The sequence below is a fragment of the Bradyrhizobium sp. genome, from assembly GCF_035652035.1.
GTDB lineage: Bacteria > Pseudomonadota > Alphaproteobacteria > Rhizobiales > Xanthobacteraceae > Bradyrhizobium.
Map to the genome: position 1 here is coordinate 1 of NZ_DASREO010000009.1, position 14,269 is coordinate 14,269.

Annotated in this window: 19 protein-coding genes; 8 read left to right on the top strand and 11 right to left on the bottom strand. The window is 61.5% G+C overall.

Annotated features, from left to right (window positions below; genetic code table 11):
* On the top strand, nt 1–333 hold a 333-nt coding region (locus VFB05_RS03190), incomplete at its 5' end, for a fumarate hydratase C-terminal domain-containing protein (RefSeq protein WP_325008702.1).
* Nucleotides 330–527, top strand: a complete 198-nt coding sequence (locus tag VFB05_RS03195) for a fumarate hydratase C-terminal domain-containing protein (protein WP_414643140.1) — start codon at nt 330–332, stop codon at nt 525–527. The genes VFB05_RS03190 and VFB05_RS03195, both read left to right, overlap by 4 nt.
* Here the strand turns inward: VFB05_RS03195 and VFB05_RS03200 are convergent.
* Nucleotides 505–1,902 (bottom strand): MFS transporter, encoded by a 1,398-nt coding sequence (locus VFB05_RS03200; protein WP_325008704.1) that lies wholly within the window; start codon nt 1,900–1,902, stop codon nt 505–507. The genes VFB05_RS03195 and VFB05_RS03200 overlap by 23 nt on opposite strands.
* A gap of 335 nt (nt 1,903–2,237) precedes the next feature.
* Here VFB05_RS03200 and VFB05_RS03205 point away from each other — a divergent pair, with 335 nt between their 5' ends.
* From VFB05_RS03205 to VFB05_RS03220, 4 genes are all read left to right on the top strand, one after another.
* Nucleotides 2,238–3,263, top strand: a complete 1,026-nt coding sequence (locus VFB05_RS03205; protein WP_325008706.1) for an amidohydrolase family protein — start codon at nt 2,238–2,240, stop codon at nt 3,261–3,263.
* Nucleotides 3,264–3,374: 111 nt separating this feature from the next.
* The gene (locus VFB05_RS03210; RefSeq protein ID WP_325008739.1) at nt 3,375–3,818 is read left to right on the top strand and encodes a MaoC family dehydratase; all 444 of its coding nucleotides are present in this window, start codon (nt 3,375–3,377) and stop codon (nt 3,816–3,818) included.
* Between the two features lie 204 nt (nt 3,819–4,022).
* Nucleotides 4,023–4,307: a hypothetical protein gene (locus VFB05_RS03215; protein ID WP_325008708.1), complete on the top strand. Its 285-nt coding sequence runs from the start codon at nt 4,023–4,025 to the stop codon at nt 4,305–4,307.
* 250 nt (nt 4,308–4,557) lie between these two features.
* On the top strand, nt 4,558–5,469 hold the full coding sequence (locus tag VFB05_RS03220; RefSeq protein ID WP_325008710.1) for an amino acid ABC transporter substrate-binding protein: 912 nt from the start codon (nt 4,558–4,560) through the stop codon (nt 5,467–5,469).
* Here the strand turns inward: VFB05_RS03220 and VFB05_RS03225 are convergent.
* The 5 genes from VFB05_RS03225 to VFB05_RS03245 all read right to left on the bottom strand — a co-directional run bounded on the left by VFB05_RS03225 (nt 5,466) and on the right by VFB05_RS03245 (nt 8,505).
* Nucleotides 5,466–5,720 (bottom strand): hypothetical protein, encoded by a 255-nt coding sequence (locus VFB05_RS03225; RefSeq protein ID WP_325008712.1) that lies wholly within the window; start codon nt 5,718–5,720, stop codon nt 5,466–5,468. The two genes, VFB05_RS03220 and VFB05_RS03225, sit on opposite strands and share 4 nt — an antisense overlap.
* Nucleotides 5,721–5,867: 147 nt before the next feature.
* Nucleotides 5,868–6,749, bottom strand: coding sequence for a hypothetical protein (locus tag VFB05_RS03230; protein WP_325008714.1), 882 nt, complete (start codon nt 6,747–6,749; stop codon nt 5,868–5,870).
* A 147-nt stretch (nt 6,750–6,896) separates the two neighbouring features.
* Nucleotides 6,897–7,361, bottom strand: a complete 465-nt coding sequence (locus VFB05_RS03235) for a hypothetical protein (RefSeq protein WP_325008716.1) — start codon at nt 7,359–7,361, stop codon at nt 6,897–6,899.
* Between the two features lie 91 nt (nt 7,362–7,452).
* The gene (locus VFB05_RS03240; RefSeq protein ID WP_325008719.1) at nt 7,453–7,917 is read right to left on the bottom strand and encodes a hypothetical protein; all 465 of its coding nucleotides are present in this window, start codon (nt 7,915–7,917) and stop codon (nt 7,453–7,455) included.
* Nucleotides 7,918–8,028: 111 nt separating this feature from the next.
* On the bottom strand, nt 8,029–8,505 hold the full coding sequence (locus VFB05_RS03245) for a hypothetical protein (RefSeq protein ID WP_414643141.1): 477 nt from the start codon (nt 8,503–8,505) through the stop codon (nt 8,029–8,031).
* A gap of 274 nt (nt 8,506–8,779) precedes the next feature.
* Between VFB05_RS03245 and VFB05_RS03250 the strand changes: the two genes are divergently transcribed.
* The gene (locus tag VFB05_RS03250) at nt 8,780–9,610 is read left to right on the top strand and encodes a hypothetical protein (protein ID WP_325008723.1); all 831 of its coding nucleotides are present in this window, start codon (nt 8,780–8,782) and stop codon (nt 9,608–9,610) included.
* A 175-nt stretch (nt 9,611–9,785) separates the two neighbouring features.
* Here the strand turns inward: VFB05_RS03250 and VFB05_RS03255 are convergent, their stop codons facing one another.
* The 5 genes from VFB05_RS03255 to VFB05_RS03275 form a co-directional block, all read right to left on the bottom strand.
* On the bottom strand, nt 9,786–10,811 hold the full coding sequence (locus tag VFB05_RS03255; RefSeq protein WP_325008724.1) for a D-alanine--D-alanine ligase family protein: 1,026 nt from the start codon (nt 10,809–10,811) through the stop codon (nt 9,786–9,788).
* Nucleotides 10,808–11,839: a putative zinc-binding metallopeptidase gene (locus tag VFB05_RS03260; protein ID WP_325008728.1), complete on the bottom strand. Its 1,032-nt coding sequence runs from the start codon at nt 11,837–11,839 to the stop codon at nt 10,808–10,810. Before VFB05_RS03260 ends, VFB05_RS03255 begins: the two co-directional genes overlap by 4 nt.
* Nucleotides 11,840–12,024: 185 nt before the next feature.
* Nucleotides 12,025–12,696, bottom strand: a complete 672-nt coding sequence (locus VFB05_RS03265; RefSeq protein ID WP_325008730.1) for a DsbA family oxidoreductase — start codon at nt 12,694–12,696, stop codon at nt 12,025–12,027.
* 317 nt (nt 12,697–13,013) lie between these two features.
* The gene (locus tag VFB05_RS03270; RefSeq protein ID WP_325008732.1) at nt 13,014–13,430 is read right to left on the bottom strand and encodes a hypothetical protein; all 417 of its coding nucleotides are present in this window, start codon (nt 13,428–13,430) and stop codon (nt 13,014–13,016) included.
* 113 nt (nt 13,431–13,543) lie between these two features.
* On the bottom strand, nt 13,544–13,669 hold the full coding sequence (locus VFB05_RS03275) for a hypothetical protein (protein WP_325008734.1): 126 nt from the start codon (nt 13,667–13,669) through the stop codon (nt 13,544–13,546).
* 230 nt (nt 13,670–13,899) lie between these two features.
* Between VFB05_RS03275 and VFB05_RS03280 the strand changes: the two genes are divergently transcribed.
* The coding region (locus VFB05_RS03280; RefSeq protein ID WP_325008737.1) for a DUF308 domain-containing protein at nt 13,900–14,269 on the top strand (370 nt) is incomplete at its 3' end.

Consider the following 14,269-nt stretch of genomic DNA (forward strand, 5'->3'; position numbering starts at 1 on the left):
GCCTCGGGCTCGTTCGGCCCCACCACCGCGGGGCGTATGGATTCCTACGTCGATCAGCTCCAGGCCGCGGGCGGCTCGATGGTGATGCTCGCCAAGGGCAACCGCTCCGCCGCGGTACGCGAGGCGTGCAAGAAGCACGGCGGCTTCTATCTCGGCTCGATCGGCGGCGCGGCCGCGAACCTCGCCGATCACTGCATCAAGAAAGTCGAGGTGCTGGAATATCCCGAGCTCGGCATGGAGGCGATCTGGCGCATCGAGGTCGAGGATTTTCCCGCCTTCATCGTCATCGACGACAAGGGCAACGACTTCTTTAAGGAGCTCAATCTCGGGTGACGGCTCGGGCCGAATGCGGGCGCCAAGGCGCGGCGGCCAATCTCGCCGAGCACTGCATCAAGAAGGTCGAGGTCGTGGAATATCCCGAACTCGGCATGGAAGCGATCTGGCGGATCGAAGTCGTGGATTTCCCGGCCTTCATCATCATCGATGACAAGGGCAACGACTTCTTCAAGGAGCTGAACCTGGGTTGAGGGCGACGGCCTCTGTCGCGGGCTCCGTCGTGTCTTCTCGCGCCATGCGGCTGAGCGCGAATGCTGCAAGGCTCGCGCAAAGCGCAGGGACTGCGGCGGCGACGAATACCGACTCGCTGCTCATCTGCCGCGCCAGCATGATGCCGCCGACCAGCGGGCCGACGATCGATCCGACCCGGCCAATGCCCAGCGCCCAGCCGACCCCGGTCGAGCGGATCGCGGTCGGATAGAATGTCGCCGATAGCGCGTTGGATGCGTTCTGCCCGCCGATGACGCACAGGCCCGCGCAGAAGATGACGAGCGTCGAGAGCGCGATCGAATGGCCGGAAAAGCCAATTGCACCAACCGCGATCGCGGCCAGGAAATAGGTGACCGCGAGTGCGCCGAACGAGAAGCGATCGATGAATTTCCCGAGCGCGAAGGCGCCGACGACGCCGCCAATCTGCAGCATCGATCCGATCACTGCGGCCGCTGATACGGAGGCGCCGAGGTCGTTCAGCACGGTGGGAAGCCAGTTCGACAGCAGATGGAGGTCGAGCAGGCTCATGAAGAACAGGACCCACAAGGCAAGCGTTCCCCACGCGCGGCCGCCGCTCAACAGGTGCGCCACCGGAATTCCCGGCAGATTGACCTCGTGCGCCACGAAGCGCGTGCCTGCCGGATGCTGGATGGACGGCGCGATCCGCGCCAGGAGTTGCGCGACGCTGTCATTGGCGCGGCCGGTGAGCGCCAGGAAGCGGACGGACTCGGGCAGGCGCAGCACCAGCAGCGGCACCATCAGTAGCGGCACCGTGCCGCCGACGAGAAAGACCGCGCGCCAGCCGAAGGCGGGAATCAAGGCGGCGGCCAAGAGGCCACCGATCGCCGCGCCGATCGAGAACCCGCAGAACATTGCCATCACCATGGTGGCCCTGCGGCGATGTGGACTGAATTCCGACGTTAGCGCAACCGCGTTCGGCATCGCGCCGCCGAGACCAAGGCCAGTGAGAAATCGAATGGTCAATAGGCTCTGCACGTCGCTGGCAAAAACGGTCGAGATGGTGCCGAGGCCGAAGGCGGCGGTGCAAAGAATGATGATCCGTCGTCGCCCGATGCGGTCGGCGACCGGGCCGAACAAGAGCGCGCCGATCATCAGTCCGAACAGGCCGGCGCCGAACACCGGCCCAAGCGCGCCGCGCGCCAGCTTCCAGTCCTGCGCGACCGCAGGGGCGACGTAGCCGATCGCCTGGGTGTCGAAGCCGTCGACAAACAGCACGGCCGCGCAAGCCAGCAGCAGCCGGATCTGGAAACGGCCGACCGGCTGGGAATCGATGAAGCCCGCGACATCGATCGTATCCGTTCGCGCGCCTGCCGTAGCGGCTGAATTCTCGGCCATCCCGTCTCCCCCGCGCTTTATCCTTGTTGGATTATTCTATGCGCCCAAGGCAAAACCCTATAATTTGAGATTTAAGTCAACTCAAATTCCGTCGCAAATCGCGTTCGAAACCGGCGCGGGGCACTCACCGCGACAGCCATGACAAGAACAATAACGGGAGGAGCTAGTGCGGCGAATTTGAAGTTCCTGTCAGTTTCGCTGCCAATCCTTCATAGGAACTTCAAATTCAAAGCCGCACTCGAAGACGATAAGTTGCCAGAGCTCCTTTGATTTCCGAAGTTCGCATCAGAGGTTGCCGCGCTGGCTTGCGAACTTCGGAATCGGAGCTCTGGTAAATGATGAGGATCGACGCCTACACGCATTTCATTCCGAAGCGGTTCGCCGACAAGATGACGGACGTCGCCGGTGACTACAAGGACATCGGCAAGCGCGTTCGTTCAATCAGGGCGCTGCACGACCTCGATTACCGCAAGGGCATCGTCGACCGCCACAAGGACTACGCGCAGATCCTTTCCTATCCGCAGCCGACCATCGAAAGCTTTGCGAAAAGCCCGGCGCAGATCGACGAGCTGATCCGGATCATCAATGACGGCTTCGCCGAATTGTGCGCCAAGGAACGCGATCATTTTCCCGGCTGGGTCGCGCAGATCTGCCTCGATGCCGCGGACGCCGGCGTCGCCGAAGCCGAACGCGCCATCAATCAGCTCGGCGCGCTCGGCGTGCAGATCTATACCAACGTCGCCGGCAAGCCGATCGACCTGCCGCAATATCGGCCGTTCTGGAAGAAGATGGAGGAGCTCGGCAAGCCGATCTGGATTCACCCCGCGCGCGGCGCCAACATGCCGGACTATCTCTCGGAGAAGAAGTCGCTCTACGAGATCTGGTGGACGTTCGGCTGGTCCTACGAGACCGCAGTGGCCATGTCGCGCCTGGTATTTTCCAAGATCCTCGACGATCATCCAAGCTTGAAGATCATCACCCACCATTTCGGCGGCATCGTTCCGATGCTCGAAGGACGCATCGGTCCGGGCTGGGACGTGCTGGGCGAGCGCACCTCGGATGAGGACTACATTTCTCTGCGCAAGAGCCTCAAGAAGCGTCCGCTCGATTATTTCAAACAGAATTTTTACACCGACACCGCCGTGTTCGGCGGCGTTCCCGCCACGAAGTGCGGCCTCGAGTTCTTCTCCCACGACAAGGTTTTATTCGCCTCCGACTGTCCGTTCGATCCGGAGGGAGGGGCGATGTACCCGCGCGTGACGCTGGAGATTTTCGAGAAGCTGGATCTGTCGAAGGCCGATCGCGAGATGATCTATTACGGGAATCTCGAGGCGATCACCGGTCGCAAGCTGGTCCGCTGAGCGCGACGTCTTGCAGTTTCGAACTAGACCACCATCGGTCCACATCGGCGCGTGTCAATCTGCGTTGACCGCGCTATATGGCGACAGGCGACATCGATGACGGGTGGGGCAATGATCGAATGGTTCGACGATCTCAAGATCGGCATGCGCTTTTCAAGCGAAAGCACGACAGTCTCGAAGGACGAGATCCTGCGCTTTGCCGAGGAATTCGATCCGCAGCCGTTTCATCTGGACGACGAGGCGGCCAAGCACACCATCCTCGGTGGGCTTGCCGCCTCCGGCTGGCATACGGCGGCGGTCGCGATGCGGCTCGCGCTCTCCGCGAAGCCATTTGGTCCGCATCCGTTGTTCGGGGCCGGCGTCGACGAGTTGCGCTGGATGCTGCCGGTGCGGCCGGGCGATACGCTGCACCTCGAAGGGGAGGTGACCGAGCTGACCCCCTCGAAGTCGAAGCCAATCGGCGTCGCCCGCGTCAAATGGACCGCGTACAACCAGAACGGCGAGGCGGTTTACACCTTCAATCCGATCGCGATCGTGCCGCGCCGGCCGGCCTGAGGCGCGTTTACGCGCGTCTTCGACGCACTATGCGGTTCGCTGCTGATCCGGGGTCGTGGGTAGGTCCCGCATCTGCGGTGCATCACTGCGTGCCGCACCGCGTACGGGACACGAGTCGCGTTCCGGCTGCCACAATTGCCGGGTTGCGCGGCCGGGTATCCTCCATGCCATGATATCCTGACCAGCGAATCAGGGCTCCCGATGATGAGTGCAGACAGCGACAGCCGCATTGCGTGGCACAGGGTTCAGCTCAGGAAGAACCGCGAGGCGCTGAAGGCGCTGGAAACCGCGCGCTTCACGTCAGGGGAAATCGCCGGGCGCCGCCGGCAGACCTCCCAGACCGTCACCGAGCTGAAAGAGAAGATCGCGGAATCCGAGCGCTGCATCGCCCAGCATGATCGGCAGTCCAGGCGGCCGATGGCGACCGACTTTCGAAGCCTCGCCGGTGTGAACTGGAGCACCTGGAACGCCCGCGGCAGCGATCGTTAGATGCGCATTTCGACCGGGGCGTTCCCCGGACGCTGCGCAGCGCGTGAGCGGTGCGCTGCAGAGCCGGGGTCTATTGCCTCCGTAGATCCCGCATCTGCGGTGCACCACTTCGCGTTGCACCGCGTGCGGGACACGAGACCGACCACGCTTCTGCGGCGATCGCTGATCTTGCCACTTGGCGGCTTGAAAAATTCTCCGATATCGCCAAGCTTGCCGCGTAAAGGCAAAATCCGAGGGCGGGAGAATTTTCGTGCGTAAAGGCATTTTCGCAGCGCTAGCTCTGGCAGCGCTTGTTTCCGGCCAGGGGGCGGCGAGGGCGGACGAGCTCACCGGCACGCTCGCGAAGGTCAAAGATCAGGGATACATCACGATCGGGCACCGCGAGGCGTCGGTGCCTTTTTCCTATGTCGACGACCAGCGGCGGCCGATCGGCTTCGCCATGGATATCTGCGCCAAGATCGTCGAGGCGGTGAAGCGCGAGTTGAAGCTCGACAAGCTTGAGGTGCGCTACGTGCTGGTGACCTCTCCCTCGCGCATTCCGCTGATGGCCAATGGCACGATCGACCTCGAATGCGGCAACACCACCAACAACGCCGAGCGGCAGCAGCAGGTCTGGTACACCAACACGCATTTTCTCACCGCGAGCCGTTTCATGGCGAGGGTTGACTCCAACGTCAAAACGATCGCCGACCTCAAGGGCAAGACGGTCGTAGCTCCCGCGGGCTCGACCAACATCAAGCAGGCGCTCGAATTCAACACCCGTCTCAATCTCGGCATGACGATCGTGCCGGTCCAGGACCAGGGCGAAGCGTTCCTGATGGTCGATACGGGCAGGGCGGTGGCGTTCGTGCAGGATGACATCGTGCTCGCCGGCCTGATCGCGATCGCGAAGGACCCGAAGGCTTACATGATCTCGGAAGACGCGTTCTCGAAACCAGAGCCGTACGGCATCATGCTGCGCAAGGGCGATACCGCATTCAAGGCGGTCGCCGACGCCGCAACGTCCGCGCTCTACAAGAGCCCGGAAGGCCCCGCGCTCTATGCCAAGTGGTTCACGCAACCCATCCCGCCGAAGAACGTCAACCTCAACATCCCGATGAGCCCGGCGATGAAGCGGGCATTCGAGAAGCCGTCGGATTCGCCGGATCCGGCGAGCTATTAAGCTGCGCGTTCCTGGTTTTCCAGCGCGGTTTCCAGCCTGATCCGCGGCGGTTGCTCCGCGACAAGATTGAGGCGTGTGAGCTTTTCGATGGTGATCCAGTTGTCGCGAAAGATGGCGTCAGCGTCGATCCTGCTGGTCGCCAGTATGGTGACGCTGCAGGCGTGTCGTGCGCCCGCGTTGGTCATCTGAAAATGGATCTTGAACTCTGCCGCCTTTCGGGCAGGCAGCAGCGATTGCTGCTCACGGCGCATTCTGACGCTCCCCTGGCGCAACTCATTTTCCCCAAGTTGCAGGGGTAACTCTACGTTAGCGATTGGGAAGCCGGTTGGGCCGGATTGCGGCGGCAGCAAGAACGATTGTGGTTCGATTGGCTTCGCCCGAAAACGTTGCAACGCGCTTTAGGCAACGTTGGCCTGGACGCTCTCTTCCTCCGCGGCGAGCAGATCGAGATCGACGAATTGCAGATCGGCGGGATAGGGCTCGCTCAGCGACCCTTCGCTGCCATGAACGTGGATCAAGGTCTGCACGCGGCGAGCGTTCAGATGGTCCACATGTTGATGCCGCAGCGCGACCGGCAACAGCATTTTCGGCAACTCGACCAGCGTGAACGCTGGAGCTCTGCGAACCTCCGTGCCCTCCCGCCACAGCAGCGGATTGAGCGTGTAGGTCAATTGCCGGTCAATCTCGAGCGCCGACGGTTGCTCCGGCTCGGCCGGCACGTCGATGGCGAGATTTGCATTGCCCGCGCGCGTGCGCACGGCGGCGGATCGCAGTTGCCAGCAGATCAGGTCCGCAGCCGCGAGAACCTCCCGGCGCACGGCGTCGACGCTGGTTGCGAACCTCGTCGCCTCCAGCACCGGCGCAGCACCCCTGGTGACGGCGTCCACGAGCGCCGTGGCGCCAGCGCCAAATCCCGGCGCGGCCCGTTCGATAGCCGCAGCCATCTCCTCGATCTGATCTGCCATCATGTCGCGGTCGCGTTGCGCTCTGGCATCGGCCAATGCGCGCTCGGTGGAGGCGATCTGCTCGTCGATTTCCGCAAGTTCAGTCCGTAGCGTCTTGGCCCGTTCCTCGACGGCGCGCAGCTTGAGCTCGGCCCGGCCGAGCTTGGCCGCGATAGCGCCGGCCACCGCAAGTCGTTCGGCCTCGCCGCGTTGTTCTTCGACCGCCGTTTCGACAAGGGTCAGCCGTTCAGCCTGTTTCTCGCGCGCCGCACGCCTGTCCTTCAGTGCCGTTTCGAACCGTTCGACCGGGGTGAGTTCTCGCTTGAAAAATGCCATCTTCAATATCCCCGACAATCGCGATCATTTCCGCCGAATCAGCGCAGAATCAATGCGGGCGAAACTAGTCGGAAACTGGGATGACATTGCGGCCCGATTTGGCCCGGATGATGCGGCGGCGCGGCCGGCCGAAGTCTGCCCGGCCGCTCAGCGCGCGCCGGCCGTTGCAAGCAGCGGCGAGACGGTCTTCTTGTCGGCGAGATCGATGACGTCGTCAGGCTTGACCGTGTCCCATTTGATTGACGCCGACTTGCCTCGATAAAACTTCGTCATGACAGCCTGGACCTCGCGGTCGTGGCCTCGCTTGTCCTGGACCGTGATCAACCCGGTCAGCTGGACACTCTTGAGCTTCGGGTATTTTTGCAGCGCCGCGGGAACGATCGTCCGCACGATGGCGCCGAACTCGGTTTTCAGGTCGCGCTGCTTCGCAACGAAGGGGTCGAGCCTGACTTCGACCACAAGGCACTCATCGGGCACCGTGACAATCGTCCATGGATGCAGATCGGGTTCGATGACGCCCCTGGCGAACATCGCGGCGTTCTCCGCCGCAAGGGCAGGGGCCGAGAGCAACAGCGCCAGGATCAAGACAATTGCAAACTTCATTTTCGTCATGGGAACGACCGCCAGACCCGAGATCAACGCTGGCAAGCTAGCAGAGGGCGTATCGTCTCAGCAATCCGGAGATCCTAGGCGGCTGCGGCGCCTACAAGACGCCGAGGCCAAAGGCCAAAGCCACGCTTACGGTGATTGCGGCCGTCATGGTGATGCAGGCCAGAACTGATTGGCGGGAGGCGTCCTTTTCCCGCTCTTCCGGTGAACGTGGCTTGATGTTCAGGCAATCACCGAATGTTGCCAGCCACGGGAGGCGCAAACATTGCGTGATGTAGAACCCGATAAGGCAGCCAAGACAAGGCAGGAGAATCATCAGGAACAGCATCTGATTGACCGCGCTGAACCCATGTACTGCCCAGACGAACAAAAGCGCGGGGTAGCCGAGAGTAACGCCCAATCCGGCCATCCAGATCGCGTAAGGGATGGGATATGTCCTCTTGAGCAAATGTCGCAGCCAATGGTCTTCTTGTCGGCTTGACCGTTCGGCCATGATTTTGACGAACAGCCCGACAGTGCCGAGGAGACCGACCACAATCGGAGTAACTGGATGTTCCATACGGTCGTCTAACGCCGATGGATTGAAGACAACTTAAAGCTGTTAGCTAAATTTGTCAGACCGCCGCTCAACCAGTCAGCCTGGCCCTCGCTCGTTTGATATCACCATGTTTCAAATCTTCCGGCTGTCATAGGCCCAGTGCAGCAGCGCCTGGCGTTGCCGGGGCCGACACGCCAGATCGCCCGGCTCGCAGCGGCTCTTGATCTGCGCGACATGCCGCCGGATCGCCTTCCAGCGCTTGATCTGCCGCGCATCCTCTTCGGGGATTCGCCGCCCCATGTAGTAGCGGCAATACCACTGAAACCAACCTCGGGGATCGTCGGGATGGATCCATCCTTTCTTTCGCCAGGCCGAAAGTGGCTGGCTCGCGCTGACGCCAAACCAGTTCAGCGAGCAGTCGCGCCTGGCAGGTGAAAGCCGGGCGCCGGCAAACCAGCTGTTGGGAAATTCCTTGCGGCAATCCGTCATGTACTTGCCGCAGAACACGCCGAGCACAAGCATCTGTTTCGGCGTCAGTTCGGGACGAAACTCCGGATCGAAATTACGCCCGACAGGTTCAGTCAGAACGTAGCGGTAGCCACGCTGCATCTTGTCGTGAACCGTCACTTTTACAAATCGTCGGCGCATGGGCGGGGTGTGGAAAGAACCTTGAGGGTTCGGGAAGGTTAGTCGAAACGCCGGTCCGATCAAGGTCGCCCGGATATCAGCCAGGGACCACAAGCCGGTATCGCTGGAGCGGCCAAAGGATCAGTATGTTGTCGGTCAGAGCACATCCGTGTGACTGGGAGGGCGTTGAAGCCAAAGGCACGCATAAGGTAAAATAGCGGTAGTTTAGGCAGTTCCGATTGACGCGGTGGCTGTGGTGGAGTGGTTGCAGCATTTCCTCCTGCGGGAATCCAACAACCGCCGCATGGCCTATGGATTGGCGATTGCGGGACATGTCGCAATTGCGCTGTTTCTACTGTTCGGGTTCTTCGGGCGGACCGAGTCCGCCCCGGATGCCGCGATCCCGGTTGAGATCGTGATGGAAGAGCCTGCGGCGGCTCCGCCGCCACCGGTTCCCGCGCCGACTGCGCCAAATGAACAGAACGCCTTGCCGAACGTTCCGGCCGTAGCCGACGCCGACAAGCACGCCAGGGCGACGCGCGGCGCGCACGACATCAATGGTGTCGATCAGCCGAAGCAGCCCGGACACGATGGCGGCGACCCCAGTCCGGATCCAGCCGGGCTCGCCACGCCGCCCGCTGCCGGCGACCTCGCTTCCGGCGCCGCTTCCCTGCCGTCCTGGGCGGTTCAACCCATCGGCCTCGCACAACAACAGGCGACGGCGCGCGAGTCGGGCGAAGACGAATTGACGGCCATCAAGGAGCAGAAGGTTGAGTGCGGCGCCAAGGCGAGGTGGCCGACACCACGGACGTGGATCCGGAAACAAGCGTTGGTGATCGGGATAGCAACCGCGGCTCAGGCGCTAGCCATGACTCGATCGAGCCAGGTTCTGGTCGACAGACGCATCAATCCGAACTACGCCACAAGCACGGAGGTCTTCGCCGACACATGGGAAGGCAAGACCGCAGTGGTGCTCCCTGCCGGGCTCACCGTGAATGTGGGCGATGTGATCGAATTCGACGAGGGGCACATCGATCCATCCGACCAGTGCCAGTACATTCCGAACTTTGCCGTCAGCAAGCACTAGTGTCCCGATTCCGAAGTTCGTGTGATCTTGCGGCGCCACGCTTACGAACTTCGGAATCGAAAGGACACTAATAAATTATTGATCTAGTGTGGCTTTGGTTCAAAGTCCGCATGACGGACGTGCGGCAGCAATGATGCGGACTTCTGAACCGCCACACGAGGCATCATGCACCGCGTCAGCCGACGGAGACGCCGGCCTTTGCCCGACTTATTCCCAGCGTCAAAATGCGATGCAACAGGCCGGGGTAATCGAGCTTGTCGTGCTTGGCCGCCAGCGCGAACTCCTGGCTTTTCGCGATTTCCGGGTTGGGATTGGCTTCGATGAAATAAAGCGTGTCGTCTGTCGCGAGGCGAAAATCGATGCGCGCATAACCGTCGAGCCCCAGCGTCCGGTAGATGCGTTTGGCCGTTCGCTGGATGCGGGCGCGTAGCTCCGGCGCAAGGTTTTTCGCCGGGCCGTCCTCGATACCGACGCGCTCCTGGTAATCCGGATCGTGCTTGACCTTTTCGGTGGCGATGGCCTGGCCGCCCATCGTGCCGAATTTCAATTCCCAGACCGGCAGAACCCGCAAGCGGTTGTTGCCGAGCACGGGAACATAGAGCTCGCGTCCGTCGATGAACTGCTCGGCGATTGCGGCCGTTCCGACCCGCTCGTGGATGAAGGCGACGCGCTCGGCGAGCTTCTCGTCAGTGTCGACGATCGAGGCTTGCGAGATGCCGCGCGATCCGTCTTCGTTCAGGCTCTTGACGATCAAGGGCAGGGCGAGACGCGCCGGCCGCTTGACCTTGTGACGCATCGGAAACACCGCGAAGGCTGGCACCGCGACCCGGCGATTGTGCACCAGCGTCTTCGACAGATCCTTGCCCCGCGCCAGGATCAGTCCGCGCGGGTTGCACCCGGTATAGGGGATCTTCATCAGCTCCAGGAAGCTCGGGATGTGCTGGTCGTACACCGGCTCATGGTGAAACTGCTCCAGCAAATTGAACACCACGTGCGGCTTGAAATTGTCGATCGCCTCGCGCAGCGGCTTGAGTTCTTCCTGCACGCCGAGCGGGCGAACGTCGTGGCCGGCCGCGCGCAGGGTGCTCACGACGTCGTATTCGGTCTTCCATTCGTTGATTTCGCGCGCGGTGTAGCCATCGGTCGTCTCCGGCGGCATGAAGTCCGGATGCATGAGCACGAGGACGCGCAGGCGTCTCATAACGCGATCCATTTGCGCCGCGACGGGCCGAACAGCGCGTGCATGGTCTTGGCGGTCAGCAGCACGGTGAAGTCAGCCACGAGCTTCCGATCGGAGCCGACGGCGCGCAGATCGAGTTCGCGGCAACGGGAGATCATATCATCGAGCACGGCGTCGAGTGTAAGCTGATTCTCGCCGGTCCAGCGCGCAACAAGCTGCCTGATGTGGGCGCGGTGCCGCCTGATGAAGGTCGAGGCCGGCCGCGACCGGCGATGGCGCGGATCGGCGGAAAACAGCCTGAGGAGGTCGCGGTCGTAGGTCTTCGGCGGATTGAAGGCGTAGAACGCCTGCTTTTTCTGGTAGTGGTCGCCGATCGTCTGGCCGAGCTCATGCAGCGGATCAACGCGCTCGCGCGTCCTGGAGACCAGCCGTTTGCCGGCGATTTCCTCCATCAGCTCGTCGACATATTCGAGTTTCTTCAGCGCCGGCCAGCCGGCATAGCGCGTGCGCCAGTTCGAGCGCGGCCGCAGCCACACCGCAAACGTTTCGGCGAAATCCTCGTCTGGATGGCTCTGCGCATACCATAGCCGCAGATGCTGGACATATTGCCTGGACGCCGGATTGGGCCGGTAGTAGCGCGGGTAGCGCTTGGACGAGGGGCCGAACAGCTTCTGCCACTGCCGGCGGCGCTGCAACTGATAGCCGTGCTGGATGGCATGGCCCGCCTCGTGGCGGAGAATGGCCATGCACTCGGACCAGCTGCCGCCCTCGACGTCGAGCATCATCTTCTTCTCGAGCTTCATCAGGCGGGGATGGGCGAGATAGAAGGGGATGGCGATGCCGGGCACGTTGCCCGGGCTGAACCATTCGCTCGAGATCCATGCGTGCGGCCGCAGCTGGATGCCCTTCTCCTGGAGCTCCTGATAGAGCGCGTTCAGGCAGTCCTCGAGCCAGGTGCCCTCGACCGTGACCCTCAGGCTACTGAGGCGGCGCTTGAGCAACTGCTCGTCAGATAGCTTTTCCCAGGGGTATTTCTTCCGGCGGGGCATGGGGAATCGGGAGGAGGTCTCGACAAGAGGTCGCCGGATCGTGTCACAGGAGGATGGCCAAAGGCAACAATGCCGCGCCTCTTGCTGCGTGCAGCGGTTCATGGGGGGCAGCACAGATTCTGATTTTCCGAAATTTGCCCCGGGGGGCCGACGCGGGTGCCGATGCGAGGAGTCGCAGCATGGTGCTAGCACCAGGACAGTTGTCCCGGCGGAGCGTCCAGCAACTCGCGGATGTTTGCCTCGATAATCCGGTAGCCGACATTGCCCGCCAGGCGCTGCCGTCCTTCATTGAAAAGGAGTGTCGGGCTTGCCGCGATCGACTGAGCGCGGGCAAGCTCTAGATCGTCGGCCAATGCGGCGTGCGCAGCACCTGTTGCAATGGCATCTGCGATTTGGGCGGACGGCAATCCAATCGACTCCACGATTCCGAGGAGAATATCGGCTTGCGAAATGTCGCGGCCTTGACGGAAGAAGGCGTCGCGAAATGCCCAGGCGGCGCGATCGCTGGAACCGGGCGCGCAGACGGACCCGATTTCCAGGGTTCGTATTGCGCATAGCCAGAGATGTGCCGGCATCGACGACGTTGGCACATCCGTTTGCCACGTCCGCTCGTGAAGCCGGACATGACCGAATTTCTCCACGGTTTCGCGGACATGCTGTCGATAGGCAGTCAGCCCGCCGCGCTGCTTCCAGGCAGCATCCATTTTCGAGGCGACGTTGCCGAAGACATGGAAATAACGGCACTCGATTTCGACGTGGTCCTTGAAGTTGGTCTTGAGTTCGTCCATGCGGATTTGCGAGACATACGCCCACACGCACAGCGCGTCGGTAAAGTAGCTGATCTTGACTGGATTCATCGCGGCTTACCTCGCTTTCCAAGATGCCCGCGAGCCGGTTTCGGCGCTTTGATGCTGATCAAGTCATGGCGGCACGCCCGGCCCATAGGGCGAGGGTTTCATCGAGAATCGGCCGAGTGTCCCGACGATCTCGAGAAGTAGATTGAAACAGGACTCTCAATGCCATGTCTTGGTTGACGCCCTCCGACTAACTGAACAGGTGGGCCAGCCAACAGGCTGCGCCTGCGGCCAGCCCGCCGTCTTCTTTGGCCAATCTATGGTTCAAGGATCCGCAACGGCATCCGAAATGGAAAGGGTAACTCCGGTACCAGGCAAGACTACGTCGCGTGGAATTGGAACGAGCTGCTCGGAGATTTTCGAAATTCGATCGTGTCAATGACCTTCAGGGGTGCTCCCGGCTTCGAACGAGTCACGTATTGCACTCTGATGGTATGAAACTTCTTGAAGGACGGGGACCCCGCGATTGCTTTCGAAACAATCTGACCAACTACGTTTGCTTCGTTATCTCGGCCGGCATGGGTGGCTTCGTTCATATTGCTGTTTACACGCAACACCGTGATGATGCTGCCGTTAGCAACGATCTCGACAGTCTCGGGCTGCGCGCCGATGGTCTGGACGATCGTTGTTCGCGATTCCTGCAATGCTGCAGGTGACGTCTGCGCGTCAGCGATCCCATTTGCCTGCACGAACAGCAAAAGCAGCGTCGTCGCGCCAATGTAGAAGTGCCTGACCATATCACGGTTCTCCTGGGGTTCTTCTCGAAATCAGGAAAGCAGAACGAGCAACCGACGCCTTGACGTGCATCAAAGCAAGCTGGGGTCGCGTTTGCGAAGCTCGCCAGCTAGGGTCACTTGCTCGGGTGAGCGAACGCCTTGTCGGCGATCCACGGCGATGGAATTTCCGCAAGTCCGAATGGCGGCAGCGAATAGCCCTGCGCGAACTGTAGTGCAATCACGGGATCAGAGAGCGGCATATCAATCTCACTTGACCGGCGCAGAACCCCTGAACGCTTCTTCCGCGGCTTCCGGCGGGGGTTTGCAGAGATGTTGCTAGATCAGCGGAAACAAAAGTCTCTTGATCCATCTCAAAGAGGCCTGCTTGGACGAGCTCTAGTCTTTCCTGATCGCCAGATGCAGAGGTGAGCCTGTGTCCAGGACCGTGTCCAACAAGCGGAGAGAATTCAGCCCCCTTGAGGAAGCGGAAATGCTGCTCGAGGGAGCCGAGCATGCCGCCAGGTCGCGCTGGCTGATTCTGCTCATCGAGGGCGTTGCACTCGTCGGGTTTGGCACGCTCGCGCTTTTCATCGCGCCGCTGATGTCGCTGGGGACCGTTACTTCGCTGGGTTGGCTTTTCTTCGTCGGTGGCATAGCCGCCATGATTGCCTACTCTCGGCTCTATCCGGCGGCGAGATTTGCCTACCTGCTGCTTGTCTCGGCATTCGCTCTGATTGCGGGGTTTGCGTTGTTGGTCAAACCATGGAGCGGCGCCATTTCGCTCACCGTAGTCCTGATTATTTGCCTTGCTCTTGTTGGCGTCGCCAAGCTCACTTATCCGCTGCAGCGTTTCGGATACC

Bases quoted from the DNA above. Each gene is read 5' to 3' on its own strand.
- VFB05_RS03205 (WP_325008706.1), top strand. From the start codon at position 2,238: ATGATGAGGATCGACGCCTACACGCATTTCATTCCGAAGCGGTTCGCC.
- VFB05_RS03245 (WP_414643141.1), bottom strand. From the start codon at position 8,505: ATGCAGCGTGGCTACCGCTACGTTCTGACTGAACCTGTCGGGCGTAAT.
- VFB05_RS03275 (WP_325008734.1), bottom strand. From the start codon at position 13,669: ATGCCGCTCTCTGATCCCGTGATTGCACTACAGTTCGCGCAGGGCTAT.
- VFB05_RS03270 (WP_325008732.1), bottom strand. From the start codon at position 13,430: ATGGTCAGGCACTTCTACATTGGCGCGACGACGCTGCTTTTGCTGTTC.
- VFB05_RS03210 (WP_325008739.1), top strand. From the start codon at position 3,375: ATGATCGAATGGTTCGACGATCTCAAGATCGGCATGCGCTTTTCAAGC.
- VFB05_RS03260 (WP_325008728.1), bottom strand. From the start codon at position 11,839: ATGCCCCGCCGGAAGAAATACCCCTGGGAAAAGCTATCTGACGAGCAG.
- VFB05_RS03215 (WP_325008708.1), top strand. From the start codon at position 4,023: ATGAGTGCAGACAGCGACAGCCGCATTGCGTGGCACAGGGTTCAGCTC.
- VFB05_RS03235 (WP_325008716.1), bottom strand. From the start codon at position 7,361: ATGACGAAAATGAAGTTTGCAATTGTCTTGATCCTGGCGCTGTTGCTC.
- VFB05_RS03255 (WP_325008724.1), bottom strand. From the start codon at position 10,811: ATGAGACGCCTGCGCGTCCTCGTGCTCATGCATCCGGACTTCATGCCG.
- VFB05_RS03225 (WP_325008712.1), bottom strand. From the start codon at position 5,720: ATGCGCCGTGAGCAGCAATCGCTGCTGCCTGCCCGAAAGGCGGCAGAG.
- VFB05_RS03240 (WP_325008719.1), bottom strand. From the start codon at position 7,917: ATGGAACATCCAGTTACTCCGATTGTGGTCGGTCTCCTCGGCACTGTC.
- VFB05_RS03200 (WP_325008704.1), bottom strand. From the start codon at position 1,902: ATGGCCGAGAATTCAGCCGCTACGGCAGGCGCGCGAACGGATACGATC.
- VFB05_RS03230 (WP_325008714.1), bottom strand. From the start codon at position 6,749: ATGGCATTTTTCAAGCGAGAACTCACCCCGGTCGAACGGTTCGAAACG.
- VFB05_RS03265 (WP_325008730.1), bottom strand. From the start codon at position 12,696: ATGAATCCAGTCAAGATCAGCTACTTTACCGACGCGCTGTGCGTGTGG.